This window comes from Dokdonella soli, from assembly GCF_039523175.1.
Taxonomy (GTDB): Bacteria; Pseudomonadota; Gammaproteobacteria; order Xanthomonadales; family Rhodanobacteraceae; genus Dokdonella_A; species Dokdonella_A soli.
Map to the genome: position 1 here is coordinate 1 of NZ_BAAAEU010000005.1, position 17715 is coordinate 17715.

Annotated in this window: 17 protein-coding genes; 12 read left to right on the forward strand and 5 right to left on the reverse strand. The window is 60.6% G+C overall.

Going from position 1 to position 17715, the window contains the following annotated elements:
• Positions 1-213 precede the first annotated feature (213 nt).
• The 3 genes from ABD002_RS05025 to ABD002_RS05035 all read right to left on the reverse strand — a co-directional run bounded on the left by ABD002_RS05025 (position 214) and on the right by ABD002_RS05035 (position 2362).
• Positions 214-489 carry a transposase gene (locus ABD002_RS05025; protein WP_379989478.1) on the reverse strand — a complete coding sequence of 92 codons (276 nt, stop codon included), beginning with the start codon at positions 487-489 and terminating at the stop codon, positions 214-216.
• Positions 490-695: 206 nt separating this feature from the next.
• On the reverse strand, positions 696-1418 hold the full coding sequence (locus ABD002_RS05030; protein ID WP_343787824.1) for a DUF4386 domain-containing protein: 723 nt from the start codon (positions 1416-1418) through the stop codon (positions 696-698).
• A gap of 221 nt (positions 1419-1639) precedes the next feature.
• A complete protein-coding gene (locus ABD002_RS05035; protein ID WP_343787826.1) occupies positions 1640-2362 on the reverse strand; it encodes a DUF4386 domain-containing protein in 723 nt (240 codons plus the stop codon).
• A 730-nt stretch (positions 2363-3092) separates the two neighbouring features.
• Between ABD002_RS05035 and ABD002_RS05040 the strand changes: the two genes are divergently transcribed.
• Positions 3093-3824 carry an alpha/beta hydrolase family protein gene (locus tag ABD002_RS05040; protein ID WP_343787828.1) on the forward strand — a complete coding sequence of 244 codons (732 nt, stop codon included), beginning with the start codon at positions 3093-3095 and terminating at the stop codon, positions 3822-3824.
• Positions 3821-4066, forward strand: a complete 246-nt coding sequence (locus ABD002_RS05045; protein WP_343787830.1) for a hypothetical protein — start codon at positions 3821-3823, stop codon at positions 4064-4066. The genes ABD002_RS05040 and ABD002_RS05045 overlap by 4 nt, the downstream gene beginning before the upstream one ends.
• 99 nt (positions 4067-4165) lie before the next feature.
• Here the strand turns inward: ABD002_RS05045 and ABD002_RS05050 are convergent, their stop codons facing one another.
• Positions 4166-5668 carry a hypothetical protein gene (locus ABD002_RS05050; protein WP_343787832.1) on the reverse strand — a complete coding sequence of 501 codons (1503 nt, stop codon included), beginning with the start codon at positions 5666-5668 and terminating at the stop codon, positions 4166-4168.
• 201 nt (positions 5669-5869) lie between these two features.
• Here ABD002_RS05050 and ABD002_RS05055 point away from each other — a divergent pair, with 201 nt between their 5' ends.
• From ABD002_RS05055 to ABD002_RS05100, 10 genes are all read left to right on the forward strand, one after another.
• On the forward strand, positions 5870-6436 hold the full coding sequence (locus ABD002_RS05055; protein WP_343788053.1) for an ECF-type sigma factor: 567 nt from the start codon (positions 5870-5872) through the stop codon (positions 6434-6436).
• Positions 6437-6693: 257 nt separating this feature from the next.
• Positions 6694-9396, forward strand: a complete 2703-nt coding sequence (locus ABD002_RS05060; RefSeq protein WP_343787834.1) for a tetratricopeptide repeat protein — start codon at positions 6694-6696, stop codon at positions 9394-9396.
• Positions 9397-9671: 275 nt separating this feature from the next.
• Positions 9672-10166: a hypothetical protein gene (locus ABD002_RS05065; protein ID WP_343787836.1), complete on the forward strand. Its 495-nt coding sequence runs from the start codon at positions 9672-9674 to the stop codon at positions 10164-10166.
• Between the two features lie 647 nt (positions 10167-10813).
• Positions 10814-11332 carry a DUF6630 family protein gene (locus ABD002_RS05070; RefSeq protein ID WP_343787838.1) on the forward strand — a complete coding sequence of 173 codons (519 nt, stop codon included), beginning with the start codon at positions 10814-10816 and terminating at the stop codon, positions 11330-11332.
• 455 nt (positions 11333-11787) lie between these two features.
• Complete coding sequence (locus ABD002_RS05075) at positions 11788-12324, forward strand: hypothetical protein (protein ID WP_343787840.1); 537 nt, start codon at positions 11788-11790, stop codon at positions 12322-12324.
• Positions 12325-12360: 36 nt separating this feature from the next.
• On the forward strand, positions 12361-12564 hold the full coding sequence (locus ABD002_RS05080; RefSeq protein ID WP_343787842.1) for a suppressor of fused domain protein: 204 nt from the start codon (positions 12361-12363) through the stop codon (positions 12562-12564).
• A gap of 428 nt (positions 12565-12992) precedes the next feature.
• Positions 12993-13337 carry a DUF805 domain-containing protein gene (locus tag ABD002_RS05085; RefSeq protein ID WP_343787844.1) on the forward strand — a complete coding sequence of 115 codons (345 nt, stop codon included), beginning with the start codon at positions 12993-12995 and terminating at the stop codon, positions 13335-13337.
• Positions 13338-13491: 154 nt separating this feature from the next.
• Positions 13492-13947, forward strand: coding sequence for a hypothetical protein (locus tag ABD002_RS05090; RefSeq protein ID WP_343787846.1), 456 nt, complete (start codon positions 13492-13494; stop codon positions 13945-13947).
• 144 nt (positions 13948-14091) lie between these two features.
• Complete coding sequence (locus ABD002_RS05095) at positions 14092-14430, forward strand: hypothetical protein (protein WP_343787848.1); 339 nt, start codon at positions 14092-14094, stop codon at positions 14428-14430.
• A gap of 104 nt (positions 14431-14534) precedes the next feature.
• Positions 14535-15110: an ECF-type sigma factor gene (locus ABD002_RS05100; protein WP_343787850.1), complete on the forward strand. Its 576-nt coding sequence runs from the start codon at positions 14535-14537 to the stop codon at positions 15108-15110.
• Between the two features lie 50 nt (positions 15111-15160).
• On the opposite strand, the gene ABD002_RS05105 is transcribed toward ABD002_RS05100, so the two are convergent.
• Positions 15161-17680, reverse strand: coding sequence for a protein kinase domain-containing protein (locus ABD002_RS05105; protein ID WP_343787852.1), 2520 nt, complete (start codon positions 17678-17680; stop codon positions 15161-15163).
• Positions 17681-17715 lie beyond the last annotated feature (35 nt).

The following is a 17715-nucleotide window of genomic DNA, read 5'->3' on the forward strand; positions in this document are numbered from 1 at the left end:
CGTCCAACCGTAGGCGTCGGAAACACTTCCAAAATCCCCAGCGACCATGCCGAGTCACCAGCCCCTCTAGCGCATCGATCACTTCCGTATCGCCGGCCACCGGATCGCGCGCTCGCCGATACCACGTCCGCTGTGCCACACGCGCCATGCGGCATGCCCGCCGGATCGACAACCCGTGGTCAGCCACCAACGCCGTCGCAACTTCGCGACGACTCAATGGCCCCACTGCTTTTTTGCGATCAGATCCTTGATCGCCGCGTTCTCCAACGCCAGCTCGGCATACATCCGCTTGAGCTTGCCATTTTCCTGCTCCAGCTCACGCACCCGCGCCAGTTCGGCCACGTCCATCCCACCGTAGCGGGACTTCCATTTGTAGTACGTCGGCACACTGATCCCGTGTGCACGCACCACGTCCTTGATCGGGATGCCGTTGTCGGCTTCCTTCAGGATCGAAACAATCTGCGATTCGGTAAAGCGACTCGTGCGCATGAGAACCTCCAGTCAGTCCCTGCTGGGATTCTCCTTCCAAATGACGGCCTCTGTGGGGAAGGCTACGCGCAAATGACACTCGAAGCTATTTCGGTGCATAGCCACCGCACCAGCCGTTCGAGTTCACGGCGTTGCCGGGTATAGCAGGCATGGCCCGTATTGCGCGCTCGGTTTCGCAGGAACGGCAGAAGCGGATATCGCGGAGCCTATGACTCCACGGGTGGCGCTTGTATTTCCTTGGAAGACTCATCGAGTCGCCGGCGCGGCATGGCAACGCCTTTTATGAGCAGCCACAACGCGAGCGCCAGCTCGAATACGAGTATCGGTAGCCACATGAAGTTGAGTATCGGGCCCGTGACGAATCCGGCAAGCTGTGCGGGAAGGAGCGCCACGAGCAGGATCGACGCAAGTACGCCGAGCCAGGCCAGTGGGACAGGGACCATCCGGCCGCGCAGAAGAAGATAGGAGAAGATCGTGCTGCCCACGGCGAAGAAGGTCGCGCCGATGGTCGGGCTCCAGCCCCCGACGTTGAAAAAGAACGCGCCGAGCGCTTGCGCTGCCGCGGGGTCCGGTGCATTGGCTCCGGCGGCCGTCGCGAGCCACAGCAGTCCCAAGTCCGCGAACACGAAGATCGCGCCGATCACGCCCTCGCCGACGCGAAAGGTCAGGCCCAGCATGGCGAGATCGGGATCCTCGTCGCGCGTGATCCTGTACAAGGTCACGGCCAGCACCAGCGCCGAAAAACAACAGAGCAGATTGAGACAAATGCCGATGCGCACGTCTGTCGCGTGCTGGGCGATGGCCGCGAGCTTCGCGGCGGTCCCCTCGACACCGGCTGCCGGGTTGAACAGCACCATGCCGAGGATGCCGACCGCTATGTAGAAGAGGAACGTGAAGCCGGCGATTCTTGCGTTCGTAGTGCGAGTCATGTGGGTCTCCAGAATGGTCTATCCGCCTCGTTCGCAAACATCAACGGTGTCGCCGACGCAGGGGCGAGCCTTTGCGAGCAGACAATGCCGAGGCGCCGGAGAGTATCGCTGCGTTCCCGCCGCCGATGTGGAGAATCAAAACTAACGCTGCCGCGCCCCGGACCAATGCGGAACTCTCCGGGCTGACTTGAAGAATCATGTTGTCAATCCTGCGGCGTTGGTTAGTGGGCAGCGTGAATTACCGCAGACGGCCTCAATCCCTTGAACACAAGCCAAAGTCCCAATGCCATTTCGAATATAAGCATGGGCGAGTCGAACCAGGACGCGTCAACGGTCTCGTTGGAGTGGGGAAAAACGAGGAAAGTGAAAGCGCAGATCAGGCACCACGCGGAGGTGATCACACCGAAGGCAGACAAGGCTCTCGGGACATACCGCGACTTGAACAAGAGGTAGCTGCAAACCGAGGAGGCCAATCCCCAGAACGGCAAGCCAACGTAGTACGCGTCGTAGCTCGCGCGGAGGTGCAGGCTTGCCAAGGCCTGCAATCGATCTGCCTCGAAGACGCTCAAGTAGGCACCGCCACCCATGAGCCGCAGAGCGCCAAGCATATTCAGCGCAGTAACAGCCCACATCAGGGCATAGACCAGTCTGCAGAATGCCGCAACCAAGGCAAGATTCCGATTCACTGGCTTGAGGATCACGTAGAGCGCCGCGAGCAGCACACCGGCGTTTGCAACGTAGATCAGATTGCAGGCGATGTTGATTCGAAACAGAGTTTCGTTTGCCATGATGTTGTGGGCGGTTTCCGCAGCATTGCCCGGGACGATGAGACGAAAGCTGATGCCAAAGTTCGCAATGACCACGATCGCTATCGCGAATAGAAGAGCGAATCCAGCGGCGCTAGCAGCTTTGCATTGTGACTCGTCGATGGTGTCGATTGTCATTTTCTCTCGTCCTGTTACTCACCGTCGCCAAAGCTCATCTGACTCGTGCTGCATCCGCCCTCTTGCACTTCCACAAGCATAGTCCAATGATTGCTTTTGCAGCATTGTTTTGCCTCTGTGGCTTGGGCCGGACTATGGCGGATCGGCAGCGCGCTCGTCATTTCGATTGCGATGAGCGACGGGTATTCGCGGCCGAGGCACGGTGCGAGCTGACGAACTGCGATCCCTACCAATGGGCGCGCACGAGCAGGGAGGGAGCAGGGAACGATCGGGGAAGGCAACAGGTGCCCGCTCTCCATTACACGCACGCTCAATTCTCGGCCTAGACCGAGAATTCCTCTTCGGAGCTTGATCGCAGACGAGCTTGGCCGGCGATACGAACCCGTCCATACAACGAAGGGTGGCCGGCGCTACCGGTACTACGTCTCTCGCAAACAGGACGATGTCGGGCATGACCGCAAACAGGGACGCCTGCCGGCCGAGGCGTTGGAGCAGCACGTCACGGATCGCTTGGCGACCTATCTCGCTAGTCCGGACGAGCTACTCGATACCCTGACGATCGCAGAGGACGAGGCCATTAGCCGCAATCGCCCACGTCGGGTCTCGCTTCGATTTCGCGTATTGATGGAATGGAGGCGTCCACGTGGATGCATGGGGGAAACCAGCGATGACTGCCACAAGGCCAAATGGACCACGGTATCTGCACCGCGCAAGCTGCGCTTCGTCACGTGTGTTCGTAGCGATCACGTTCCTTCTGCTCGGCCTTGGCGGGATGAGCGCGCCAGCGCTGGTCGGCTGCGACGATCTCGCTGATGGCTTCGACACCGCAGGCTTGCAAGCCGTGGTTTCGGGTTCGTCGATGCTGACCACGACGGATGGCCAGGTGCATACCTGGTATTACCGCATTCCGCCGGCGGCAGCGCCCGGCCACGGCCGCGCCGTGCTGATCTGGCTGCACGGGGACGGTGGTTCCGGCAATGGCTACGCCAGCGGCTTCTATCCGTACACCGACGCGGTGTCGGCGATCTTGGTCACGCCGAGCGGCATCGGTGGAACGTGGACGCACGCGGTCGATGACCTGCCGGGTCAACCGCAGGACTCGCAATTCCTCAGTGCTCTCATCGACGCGATGATCGCCGACGGCATCGCCGGCACGCCGGTCGATCCGGACCGCATCTATATCGGCGGCGAATCGCGCGGCGCATACATGCCGTATTTTCTGCTGCAGCGTCCGTCGACGAAATTTCGATTCGCCGCTGCCGCCATCATGCGGGCCTGCTCTATTGCCAAGCTGGCGATGTCGATTGCGAAGCAAACGTTTCGAGCCCGCAGCATCATTCCGTCGCGACACCGATCCTGCACCTGCACGGTACCAACGACCCCGTGGTCGCTCCGCCGCCGACCGCGACGTTCCACGATCCGATCAACTGGAATCTCGACTGGGACGTCTTCTATCCGATGAAGCTGTGGGCGCAGCGGAACGGCTGCTTTGCCGGTGACAACCCCTCCGGGGTGGACAACGGCGTGCTGGAGGAAACCTACGTCGCGAATGGCCATTCGGCGAACCGTTACGACCTCACTAGCCACGGCCCGAGCTGCAGCAAGTATCAGCTGATCCTGGTCGAGGACGGCGGCCATGTCATCGGAAGTCAGTATCAACGCATCTGGGCTTTTCTGTCGGGCTATTGCGGGGCGGGCGGCTGAGCATGGACAGCGACGGCTCGCTGGGAAAGCGGATGCAAAGTCGCACCGTGCTCCAAGAAGGCGCGCAGCGGACGATCCATCGTTCGAGGGCTTGGAAATTCACTCGAAGCCGTCCCGGAAAATCAGATCTGGAGTCCGGATTGGGCCATTGCGGATGCGCATGACCGAGAAATAGGTGCTTTGCAACGCGGTGGGATCCTGCACGTAGCCACCGAGCAGGACGTTTTCGCCCTCCGTGAAGTCCATTGATGAAACGAGTGGCATCGGGCTGTAACCGCCGTGGAGCGGGAAGTTGTAGTCGCTGGCGCCCGACACGCCGAAGCGATTGCCGAATCCGCTGTCGGCACTGCCGTCATCATTGAGACGCATCAGAGCAGCTAAGCCCGCTGGAGGGGCGCCGGGCAGCATCAGCACTTCGTTACCGCCAAGCAGGATCTTGCCGTCGTATTGCAGCAGCACTTTGTTGACCCAGGTGTATTCCGCACTGCCCCAAGAGAAGGTCGTGTAGCCGTTGCCCGCGAAGGATGTATCGAAATCACCGCCGACCCCGATGCGTGCAACTCCCATATCCTTGGGCGTTCGCAAATCAGAGGAATACACATAGCCCCCAACGAGAGCGCGACCGAAAATATCGATGGCGACGGACGTTGCGGCGGACGGACTGTTCACCGGATCACTCCCGTTACCGCCGAAGCTGAAGACTTTGACGCCGGTCCCTGCGAAGGTCAGGTCGGGGCCCCAGTTTCTGATGCGCACGACGTGCGCAAAGTGAAGGCCGCCGCAGACCGCCGTGCCGGAGGCATAGAGAAGCGAGCCCGCAAGGCCTCCCGTCTTGAAAGCCAGGCTGGCAGCCGTGGTCGTGGCGCACGTCGCCCCATTCGCCGAAATGGGAAATGCGTATTCTGCGAAATAGTGGCCCGTGGCGGTGAGCCCCGAGACATACCCCTGGTTGATGCCATCGTTGTTGTTGACGATTCCCGACACGAGGTATCCGTTCCATGTTCCGGTCTGGATGTCGGTCGCGTTCGATGCGTAGATCGACAGCAGCGTGTCCGAGGACCCGTTCACGCCACGATCGTGCACGTATTCGCCGCCGCTGCCGAAGTTCGCATCGAGCGCTGAGCCGGTCGGCTTGACCGCCCACACCGCCGCGCTTTGCCGCCCGACGTTGTGGTCGCTGTCGTAGCCGGCAATCAGGATGCGTCCGTTGATATCGAGCGTCGCCGCACGCGCATGGATGACGTGGTCGTCGCGCGGGTCGCTGTAGATCAGGAAGTAGCCCGTCCCGTTGCCGCCGAAGCTCGGATCCATCTGGCCGTTGAGCAATTCACGAGTGACGCCGATGCCGTTGGTGTTGATTGGGTTGCCGTCCTGGTCGTTGAACCCCGAATAGACGTTGACGTTACCGACCAGCACCACCTTGCCGTCCGGCTGGCTCAGCACTGCGACGGTGTCCGCTGCATCTGGCGTGCCGCGTACCCATGGAATGTACGCCCTCGCGCTGAAGCCAAAGGTGGAGTCAGGATCGCCATCGGCCGCAAACGCGCTTGCGCTGCCAAGCGTGAGCAGGCTGACAAGCCATAAGGACGATTTTTTGATCATGGGATGTTCCTGGTTGAATGACTCGTATGGCTTCATACGGGAATCGAGGCGACGAACCGACATCGCCCGTTTTCCCATGGTGCTGATGCCTTCGATGGAGCGGAGCGATGGGAGCCGGTGGAACCGCACCGCATGTGTCGAACCGCGGTGAGGTGGCGCGCGCGCGTCTATACTCCACACCAGCGGTTGCTCAGGGTGGACATGGTGACGGGCGAGATCACGGCACTCATTGAAGCGGCCGGCAGCGGAGACGCCACCGCGCTACAGGCGTTATTCGCTCGTGTCTACGCCGAGCTGAAGCTGCTCGCGCGCAAACAGCTCGCGTCGTCGTTCGGGCACACGCTGAACACCACGGGTCTGGTGCACGAGACCTACCTGAAGCTCGCACAACCGGACGGGCGGCCCTTGCACGGTCGCGCGCATTTTTTCGCGCTGGCCGCGAAAGCGATGCGCCAGATCGTGATCGATCATGCGCGTGCGCGCAGCACGGAGAAGCGCGGAGGGCAGAACCTGCATGTCGTCGAACTTAGCGAGGCGACCGGAATCGTCGATCCCGAACTCGGTCCGGACGAATTGATGCGCCTGGATCGTGCGCTGACCCAGCTGGACAACGACGAGCCACGTCTCGCCGAACTGGTCGAGCTGCGTTTTTTCGCCGGGCTCAACATCAGCGATATAGCGACCCTGCAAGCGGTCAGCGAGCGTACCCTGAACCGCGACTGGCGCCGGGCGAAAGCCTTGCTCTATGCCGCGTTGCATCCGGCGTAGGCGGCGCGCTCCCGAGTTGGGCTAGGAGAAATCCGATGAGGAGGGATGCGATGGCCCGCCAACGTCTGGCAGAGTTGTTCGAGCAAGCAATTGAGCTTGCACCGGACGCGCGAGCCGCTTGGGTCGCAGAGGCCTGTGCAGGCGAAGACGGCTTGCGCGCGGAACTCGAACGCCTGCTGCGTGCCGACGAGCGCGCCGCGCGCTTCCTGGAAAAGCCGCCGGCGCTGATCGCGGATGCCATCTCGGAGTCCGCACCGATGCCGGCAGCCGCTTCGCCACATCAATTCGGTTCTTGGCGCGTCCTGCGTTCGATTGGTGCTGGCGGGATGGGCGAGGTCTGGCTGGCCGAACGCAGCGACGGGGAATTCGAGCAGCGTGGTGCGGTCAAGCAGCTCGCGTACCCGACGCCAGGTCTGCTGCAGCGCTTCCGTCAGGAACGCCAGATCCTCGCCCGCCTCGAGCATCCGAACATCGCGCGCCTGATCGACGGCGGTGTCGATGCGCATGGCGCGCCCTACCTCGTGATGGAATATGTCGAGGGCATGCCAATCACCGAGTACGCGCGCGAACATACACTGGATCTTCGCGCGCGCCTCGAACTGTTCCTGGGCGTCTGCGAGAGTGTGCAATACGCGCACCAGAATCTCGTTGTGCACCGCGACCTGAAGCCATCGAATATCTTCGTCACCGCCGACGGCGTGCCAAAGCTCCTTGACTTCGGCATCGCGAAAGTCCTAGCGGCGACAGATGAGGCCGCGCCGACGCAAACGATCGCGCGCCTGCTGACGCCCGACTACGCCGCACCAGAACAGTTCAATGGCGGTGCCATCACGACCGCGACCGATGTCTACGCACTTGGTGTTGTGCTCTACGAGTTGCTCGCTGATACGCGCCCGTGTCGCTCGATGCCCGTAGGTGCAAACGCGGCAGACGCAATCCCCGAGCCGGCTCCACCGAGCATGGCTATCGATCGCACGACCGGCCATGCGCTCCGCCGTGCGCTGCGAGGCGATCTCGACCGCATCGTGCTGGCTGCGCTGGCGCATGAACCGCAACGCCGCTATCCGTCGGCGGAAGCGCTCGCCGCAGACATTCGGCGTTATCTCGACGGGCGACCGATCGCCGCGTGCGGTAACAGCGCTTGGTATCGGTTTCGCAAGTTCGCCGCACGCAATCGTTACGTGTTGGCGGCTGCCGCGCTGGCGTTCGTCGCATGCCTGATGGCTGCGATCGTCAGTCTGCACCAGGCGCGCATCGCGGGCGAGCAGGCGCAGCGATCCGAAGCGGTGCAGCAGTTCCTGGTCGGTGTGTTCGAGCAAGCGGCTCCCGACCAGAGCAAGGACAAGCCAATCACGGCCCATCAGTTGCTGGAGGTGGGCGAGCGGCAGCTTGCGCGAGGCGGCGAGATCGGCATTGCTACGCGAACCGAGTTGACGGGCCTCATCGGGAATCTCTATTGGGGTATCGGCGACTACGCGAAAGCGGAAGCGCTGCTGAAGCAAGCCGTTTCCAAGAATGCCGATCCCCGGGTGCCTGACGTCATCAAGGCACGTGCATTGCGTTGGCTGGCGCGCACCGAGCGCGAGAGGAACTTGTTCGATTTGGCGATTGCCCATGCGGAGGAGGCATTCGCATTGGCGCGAGGCGCCGGTCGCGACGGTGTCGTCGAGGCGTCGGAGGCACGCAGGACGATAGCCGATGCCCATGTCGGCAGGGGCGACGCCAAGAAAGCTGTTCCCCTGTTGAGTGATGTGCTGGCGAGTGATCGCCTGGCATTCGGTGACCGCAGTCAGGCCGTCATCGATGACTTGACCATGCTCGCGAATGCACTCAAGGAACTCTCCCGCTATGGTGAATCGATCAACGCCGCCCGTGAGGCAATCGATATTGCCACCGCGGTGCATGGCCGCGTACACAGCGATGTCGTCAATGGACTCGAATTGCTCGCTTCCGCACTCGGTCACAGCGGCGACTCTATCGCTGCAGAGGAATGCCTGCGCGAAGCGGTAGCGATCGCTGAGCAGGTCTTCGGTCCCGATCATCGCGAAACGGTTGTTGCGCGATCCAATCTGTACTGGGTTCTCGAGCTCCAAGGCCGGTTCGCGGAAGCGTTGCAAGGTCGCCTGCAACTGCTTGGCGTGGAACAGGCAATGAGTCAGACGCGTCCCGAGCAGATGGCCTACGCTTACAATTTTCTGGCCAGCGACTATTCAGCGCTTGGGCAATTCGAGGAGGCTGAAGCGGCTGCGAGGAAGTCGCTGGATGCGTGGAAAGGTATTCATGGACCAGAGCCCGACTGGGACAGCTGCGACGCCTTGCGCAACCTCGGCAACATTCTTTTGTTGGTGGGGCGCTATGCGGACGCGCAAACCGTGTTCCGGCAGGAGATCGGGATCCTGCGCAAGCACGAACCACCGTCATCGGAGTGGCTGAACCGCGATCGCGGAACCCTGGGCAATGTCTTGCGACTGGATCATCGGCCCGCGGAAGCCGTGCAGGAGATCAGCGAAGCACTTGCCGCATTGCCGGAGCCGAGCGAAAAGCCAAGTCCGATTCGCATCTATCTACTGGCAATCCTTGGCGAGGCGAAACTCGATGCAGGAGACGCAGCAAAGGCTGAATCGATCGCGGCGACCGCCTTGACAGCGGCGCGCACGGCGATTTCCGCAGGAAACATCAGATTGGGGCAGCCATTGTTCGCGCTCGCCCGAGCGAAACTCGCGCTTGGCCGTCCGAATGAAGCGGAGCCGTTGCTGCGCGAAGCGCTGGCCGTGCGCCAACCCGTGCATGCCGCCAGCGATCCGCGCGTGCTTGAGGTGCAGGTCGCCCTGGCCAACGCACTTCTTGCAGAAGGGAAAAGCGACGAAGCGCGTGCGGTGAGGATGCAAATCGAGCCCTTGTTGAAAGCTCAGCACTCGCCTTACGCCATCGATCTGACCGCACGTCTGGCGGCGCATTGAAAGGATTGAACGCACTCAGGTGTGCGTCCGCGGCCTGCTGGACTTGGCGCACGCCGATCTGGCAGGAGCTCCCTAAACCTGCATCCTCCGCGCGGTCCAGGGGTGCGAACCATCCATGCTGTGACACCGCGGTGAGCATCAATGCACGTCCGCTTCTGGCCGGAAGCGGCCGCCGCGCGCGGGCGCACATCGACCCGGCAGAACGCGCTCGTTCGTCCCATTCCCCTTCGCTAGGGGTAGGATGCCTATCCAGCCGATGACCAAGGGTGGCGCCAATGAAAATGTTGCTCCAAGCCTGCCTCGCTGCCGCGTTGCTCAGCCTCAGCTACGGCGTGCTGGCGTCTCCGACGATCGAGCTCAAGGACGGTAGCCGCATCGAGGGCGAGATCCAGAGCATCGAGAATGGCGTGTACACAGTGCTCTCGCCCAGCATCGGCACCGTGCATGTCGCGCAATCGAACATCGTACGCATCGTGTACAGCGGCGACGTCTCGAATGCGGCAGGTTCGTCCGACAAATCGCCGGCGCGTGACGGCGCCTTGGCCAACGAAATTCAGCAACTGCAGACGCGCCTGGCGCAGGATCCGGCAGCCATGCAGTCGATCATGAGCCTGCAGTCCGACCCGCAAATCCAGGCTGTCCTGAACGATCCGGCCATCGCCAAGGCCATTCAGGAGGGGGACTACGCGAGCCTACTCGGCAACGCGAAGATCCAGGCATTGGAAAGCAACGAGCATTTGAAACAACTGCTGCAGCAGCAGGCGCATTGACCGGACAAAGGGGTACATATTTCGCGAAGTTTGAGAACGCCTTCTGACCCTGCGGGCGCTTTCGTGCACAACACCGGCTCTCGGCGTCTGGATGAAGTGCTCAGCAGCTTGTCCAATAGCGTCGCGCGAACATGCAATTTCCTGCCGCAAGGTTGCATCCGCAACCCTTGCCGTCTCAGGGGATCGGCTACCTGAGGTTTCAATAGCCGCTTCGCGTGTACGTATGCAAAATCTGTCGTGAGATCGTTGGTCAAAAATGTCCCCTCGTTTTTGATCCCTGCCACGTCCGAAAGCGGAAATACCCGCATCGGCCCCGCGAACAAACTCAAAGATCCCGCCAAACACGGCAAAGGGTGCATCGTTCGCAGGGACGATCCTGGCGGCGAGGGCTACGAAACTGTCCAGGAGTGGCGTGTTTGCGCGTCCTGCGCAAACCGTGTGCCACGACCCTTCCTCGAATAAGCGGCGCTGCAATTCGCCTTCTCAACGGTCGGAAGGGGGCGCCGCCATCACGAGCGGCGCTCCGTTCGGATCAGGACGCGCACGGACCGCGGCACGAGCACGCAGCAACTACGCCGAAGGCTATGCGCATCGGCGAGTCCGTGCTATCAAGTGCCGCCGTCCTTCCCATTGCCAAACGCGCCGCCATGCCTATCGAAGCCCGATTGCTCGCTCCGCTGTGCTCCCTGCTCGGTTGCGACGACGCCGATTTATGCGAGGAAGTGCTGCTTGCTGCTCACGATCCCGCGACGTATTTCGAACGCTTCGAGGACGATCTCCTGCAGCGCGGCATCGAGGAACCTGAGCGCGTGTCGTTCTGGCTCGCACTGGTCGACGGCTTGCAGCGGCGGGGCGCGTTGTGGAGTTTCGATTGGAAGGACCAAGCCGACAATCTCGCCGCCGCGATGCAGATGCTGGCGCAGCGTCGCGGCGCAGAGCTCGATTGGCAGCCGCTGGCGAGCCGCGGCGACGAGTATGGCGCCACCTCGAGCTTCGCCGATGCGATCCAGCAGATCCTACAGCCGGCCGAACTGGTCGCGGTCTGGCTCGATACGGAATCCGACGAATATCCGGCCTGCCTGGTTGAGGCGCGGCAGGTCGACAAGCTGCGCGGCCTGGCGCAGCAGCTGGGCCAGCGCATCGCGGTGCTCGACGCGGATTCCTAGTCGGCGCGCGCTGGACGAGTCCACAACGAAGCCCTGAATCACAAATCCGAAGCGTTGTTCGGTTCGTCCTCCGGCGTACGTTGAGTATTGAACGCAGGCGGAAATTCTCGCGTCGAGACCTGACGAAAGCATTCTGCTGCGCAATCGGCTGCCCGCTCGGTCAACCGTTCGCCGACGTTAGGTTGTTGCAGCACGGACGTGTCATACAGATGTCGCGTCGATAACACGGATCCAACCATGCGCAGACTCACCCTGATATGCCTGCTCGCCCCGGGTCCGGCGTGCTCTGGAAGCTTGCACGATTGCGAATAGGAAATGAGATGAAAGGAAAGTGCGTTCTCCTGGTCAACACAGAGCGTTGCGATCGAGTATTCGCTGCCGCCGAACGTTTTTGTTTCAAATGTGTCGCACCTATGCTTGATTGTCTGCGCGCGACACTGACAACTACGCGTACGATGCTTCGTCGCAAAGAGATCATCCCATTGTCGCTTCCTGCCGCATTTGTGACTCTGACTATGTCGTTTACCCAGGCAGTGTATGCCGGCGACATGGAAGACGCCTTGTGGCAAGAAACCTACGACGCGCGCCAGCACTATTTCGAGACGGCGGTGGGCCCGCTGCCGCCGGATATCATCAAGATGCTGAACATGACTGGCGTCTGGCCGGGCGGCGGACTGTTCGAGATCCCTGCGCACAAGCTCGGCGCTGGTTTGGCGCTGTACACCACATTCGGTTTCACCAATCCGGATATGCCCACAGCGCGGGGCATGACGGATTTCGAGCTGCAATCCGATGGCAAACGTGCGACGCATGCACAAGGAATGGTTGAGGCTAAGCCCGCCGTAGCGAAGGCGACCGACGCGGCCGGTTACGGTTACGAAATGGTGATAGTCACGCGCGAAAGCCAAAAGTGGCCCATCAATTTCTTGCAGTGGGCGGTCAATTCGGAAATGGGCCACGACGCTGGATGGCTTTCCAAGGTCGAGAAGTAAGAGCAGATCGATGTCGGCCCGGAAGGGCCGATCAACGTGCTCATCGCCAAGGCGCTACCACCAATGCCGACCGGCGCCGAATTGCCGAACGGAAAAATGCAACTGCTGGTCGCGGTTACGATTACGGGCGAAGAGATGCAATGGTCGATGAAGAATCGTCGCGGAAAGTTGCTGCAAAAGCTGCGCGACGCGGGTGTCGGCCAGATCAGCATGCTCGGTCGGAAAAGCGTAGTCCCCTGATCCTGAGATGCACGGACAGATTCGCGCGACGACCCGAAAATCCACAAATGGAGCCAGAGGGCGTTCCGCGTGGCTGTCTATAAATTCCACACCAACTTCTGCTACCTGCCGAACAGGAACAAGGTCGAGTAGGTGGCAATGGGGTAAGCGCCAATTTCTCCTACCGCGCTACCTCCTTTTCCGCAATGTCTCGGCTGCTGGAGAACAGAAGGCTGCTGCGCCGTGCCGATAAAGCTGAAGGCCCTTGACGAGCACCTTAATTGTCTAATGCTAAGTCGGTGTTCGTTTTAAGCGTTACGTCGCGTCTACGTATTGGTAGAGTTTGTTGGTTTGAAGGTCGCTCGATTCCAAAATCATCTGGCGAGCCTATCCTATTTGGTCTTCAAAACTCGTATTCAATTTAAATAGCAGGCTTCGAGGCTCATTCCATGAATCCCTTTCATCTCCTAGCCACCGGCGGACGATTCAAAAGGCAGACATTCTTTTTCTTCTGGGCGGCAAATACCGCGCAACTGGTCAGCGTAGCTTTGCTTTTTCCGGCCATGTTCGATACGGGCAACACGCTGGTAACAATGGTCGCGTTAGTCTATGTGCTCACCACAACGTGGATATTTTTCGCATCCGCCGCCAAGCGCTGGCATGACACCAACCGGTCGGCCATGTACGCTCTGATCATGTTCGTGCCTGTCGTCGGTGTTGTCGTCAACCTGCTCCTGTGCTTGCTTCTCGATGGTACGTCAGGACCGAACAGGTTTGGCGAAGCGCCGGTCTAATTTTTTTTACGCGAACTTTCACAGCACCAATAGAGAACGATCGGTTTGTATTGTTGAAGCGACTTCACAGCCTCAACGAGCGCGAGGTCGACGCCTTCCAGGTAACCTCAACGCTTGGATTTAATAAAGGACGTTTGAATTGAAACGGATAACTATGGCAACGCTCTCTTTCATGTCGATCGTTCTTATGTCGATTAGTGGGTGTTTACCGCTGGCCGCATGGACGGCGAAGGGATATACGGTGGACGTGTCGCACACCGCGCAAGGAGCCTCGGTCGTCGGCCATTGCTTTCGCCTGCGCGTCGATGCCGGCACTCAGTACTACAACCCAACCCACATCGAGCTGAGGCGCGGCGGAGCGCTCGATATCTACGGTCGCGTCTACTTTATGAACGTCCCAGGAGCTTTTTCGTCTGGCCAAATCAATCTGCCTAAAGGTTCAAGAATCATCGTCGAGAGGGTCCTTTCTTGGCGCAACGTGGAGACAAGTTCCCTCAAACCTTACATCCAGATTGACGGCGCTTTAATTGACGCCGACGGTCTATTTCGCCCCACCGAGGAAGGCCTTACTTATGTTGACCGTCTCCTAGAGCCTTGTGATGCCAACTGACTTTGATCGGACGGTGCCTGAATCATGACGTCGATGGGTGAGCTCGACTCCCGACGAACGCGTCGATAGCCGTCATTGTGGGGCAGGGGAACCCTGAGATTAGAGAGCGTTCTCGGGGGCAGGGCAGGGGCTGCTCTCGACCCCTTGCCGACATTCGTCAGCGTCCGCTATTGGGCCTGCGGCCCCGTCGGCAGCCGCCGCCGCGTTTTCTCGCCGAATTGCGGATCGCCCTGTCCCGCGCGCACGAACATCACGCGGTGCGCGCTCAACCCGACATTTCGTCCCGGCGGGTCGAACATGGTAACGATCACTTTTCCGGACGAGAACAATCGGCCGGCTGCAGGCGCCGCGCTGGCGGCAACATTCGACGCGAGCCGACCGGTGCTTACCGGCTACTATCACAATGCCGACCCGAAGAGCGACGATTTCGCGATGGTGCGACTGCAGTCCGACCTCATCTTCGCGGACAGCTTTGACCCGTGAGCGGAATGCAGACATGAAGCGAGATCGCGCCATGTTCACCCACGCACACAATCGCGCGTGTCACGCGCTATACTTTTCGCACGGTGTTGATGGGGTAATAGGGGATGGCCGACCGGCCTGCAGTGACCGAGCTTTTGTTAGCATATGAGCGTGGCGATACGAACGCGCAAGAGCAGCTATTCACTGTTGTCTACGACGAGTTGAAGCGCATTGCGCGCGGTCATGTGCGTCGCTCGGCGGGAAATCTCACGGTCAACCCGACTGCGCTGGTGCATGAAGCCTGGATCAAGATCACGCGCGGCGAAGCATATCAATTCAGCAGCAGTACGCATTTTTACAATCTGCTCGCGCAGGCGATGCGCCACGTCATTCTCGATCTGGCAAAACGCCGCCGCACCGACCGACACGGGCAAGGCTTCGCGCGCACCGACTTGAACGATGACATCGAGCAGCCGGATCGCGCGCTGGACGAATTGCTCGCGGTCGATGCAGGCTTGATTAAATTGCAAGCGTGCGATGTCGAATTGGCGCAACTGGTCGAGTGGCATTTTTTCTGCGGACTGTCGTTCGTCGACATAGCCAAGGCACGCGGGGTAACCGAGCGCACGGTACGTCGGCATTGGGAAATGGCGCGGCTGTTTCTGCTAGACGCCATTGGGGATAGTGCTGCAAACGCTTGAGTGGTGTGTTGCGTGAAGCACGGGGGCGCAACGAAGAATCCAGGCCGTGCTCAGAGCGACAAACGCTTCCAGTCGAGCAGGCACGTTGCGAGACGTGCCGCGTAAACTGCTTCGTCTGCGCTCATTGGACCATAGCCAGTTTTAAGGCCGCTGATGGCCTTTTCAAACTCAGTGAGCGCGCTGGCAATCGCGTTTAATTGGCAATGAATCTGAGCAATCTCGATTTGTACCACGAACACATTCACATGCGTCGGCCCGAGGGTTTTCTTGCGCGCATCTAGGACGAGCTCGAACTGCGCCAGCGCCTCAGCGGGTCGACCAAGCCGCATGAGCTCCGCGCCTTCGTTGTCGCGTGCATTTGTAAGATCTACCGAGTCAGGCTCGGTAGCCTTTTCGCGTATGGCCAGGGCGTGTCGACAGTACGCTTCAGCGTGCTCGTGTTGCCCGGCATGCGCCGCATCTGCGCAGCGCAAATCCAGGATATCTGCATAGTCCGGCGAGAGATCACCGAAGGAGTCACGCACAACGGATTCCTGGTGTTCCAGCACTGCGTCGGCATCGGCTGCGCGATGTGTCAAGCTATCGCCGAGCAGTAACCGTTGCGCCGCGAGTGCCGCTGGACTTTCAACGCCATAATGTGCGGCGATGATGCGCCATGATCGCTCAAGTTTAGGGACATCATCGGGTTCGACGAATCGTTGCGCATAGACATTGAGGCGTAAAAGTTGTGCAAACTCCAGGGTATCGCGCAGACCAGGAACGTCATAGTCGCGCAATAGCTGATTTGTCAGTTCGCGCGCTTCACTTGCAGTCCCTTTGTGCATAAGCATTACAGCTTGAACCAACTGGGCTGCAAGACGTTCCGGTGCATCAGACGGCAGCAATAAAGTGTCAATCATGGTGCCAGCTGCCGCGAGTTCGCGTCGCGCAATGTCCACATCACCTTGTTCAGCTGCAGCACGTGCTAGGAGCAATTCCAGTTGCAATCGCTCCAAATGCAGACTGTCTGGTTCGTCAGCTAGCGTCGTGAGAGTATTTTGTAATAGCGACTGAGCGCGTTGGGCGTGCCCGAGATCAAGATAGCTCTCGGCTAATACGCTGCTGGCGATGGCGCGATGCTGCGGGTTGCCTTGCAATGCGTGCAACGTGCGCTCTGTGCCCTGGTCCAGCGCCTGCAGAGCCGATGTAGGGCGATTGGCTGTTGCGCTGGCGGGGCCGGCGCGTAGCAGGTCGGTCAACATCGCGCGCGTCACTGTATGCACTTCAACTTCGCGCGTGGCGCGATCTGTTTCGCGTCCGGCCAGATAGCGTTGGTGCAACGCCGCCGTGCCGATGACGAGCAGCGCGGCGACGGCGAGCAGGCTTGCGGCGACGGCATAACGCCGACGCGTGATGAACTTCCACGCAAAGTACAGCGGCCCGGCGTGGCGCGCGCTGACCGGGTGACCATCGAGAAACGCCTGCAGGTCGGCGGTCATGCCATCCATCGAGCGATAGCGCTGATCGGGAGCCTTCGCCAGTGCCTTGCGCACGATCGCATCGAGATCGCGCGTGAGTTGATGCTTGCGAGCACGCGCTTGTAGCGTGGCGTGGACATCGGCAGCGCGCAACGCGCGCGCTTGAGTCAATCTCAACGGCTCCTGTTCGGTGACGGCGCGCGCCCACTCAAGGCTGTTGTCGGGATCGGCGCGATACGGCAGGCACCCGCTGAGCAAGCGAAAGCACAATGCGCCGAACTGATAGATATCGGTCGCGACAGTGATGGCCTCGTTGCGAAATTGCTCCGGTGCCGCGTATTCCGGTGTCATCGGGCCGATACCGGCGCGCGTCATCACCGATCCTGTCGATGCATCGAGTAGTTTGGCGATGCCGAAATCGACCAGTTTTACATCGCGACCGGACGTGACCAGGACATTGGAGGGCTTGATATCGCGATGCACGATCAGATTCTGATGTGCATACGCCAATGCGGCGGCGACCCTGAGCAGCAGATGCACGCGCGCGGCGACCGTATCGGCATGCGCATCGCAAAATTCCGTGATGGCGCTGCCATCGACGTATTCCATCGTGTAATACGCGCCACCGTCCGGTATTTGCCCGCCATCGAACAGCGCCGCGATATTCGGATGGGAGAGGCCGGCGAGAATCTGCCGTTCGTGTTCGAAGCGTTCGCGAATCGCGGTGGTGGCGAAGGCGCCACGCACCACTTTCAGCGCGACCTGCTGGTCGAATCCGGTTTCGCTGCGCTCGGCCAGATAGACCGCGCCCATGCCCCCAGCGCCGAGCAAGCGTGTGAGCCGATACGGCCCGATGCGCTGGCCGATGCGTTCAGTATCCAGCGTCGTCTCGGCGTTGATCGAGGGTTGCAGCCACGAGGATGCGAGCTGCGTGGCATTTTGTCCGTCCGCAAGTCCGGATCGTGCCGCGCCGCTGATCAGGCGCAGCAGATCGGCGTGCATGTGCGGATCGGATGCGTGCAATGCCGCCAGCATCGTTTCGCGCTCGGCACCCGACAAATCGAGAGCACGATCGAGCAAGGGGCGCAGTTGCTGCCAGCGCTCGGGATCCATCGGGTGCATGCGCGCTTCGCTTCAATGCCGGTGCG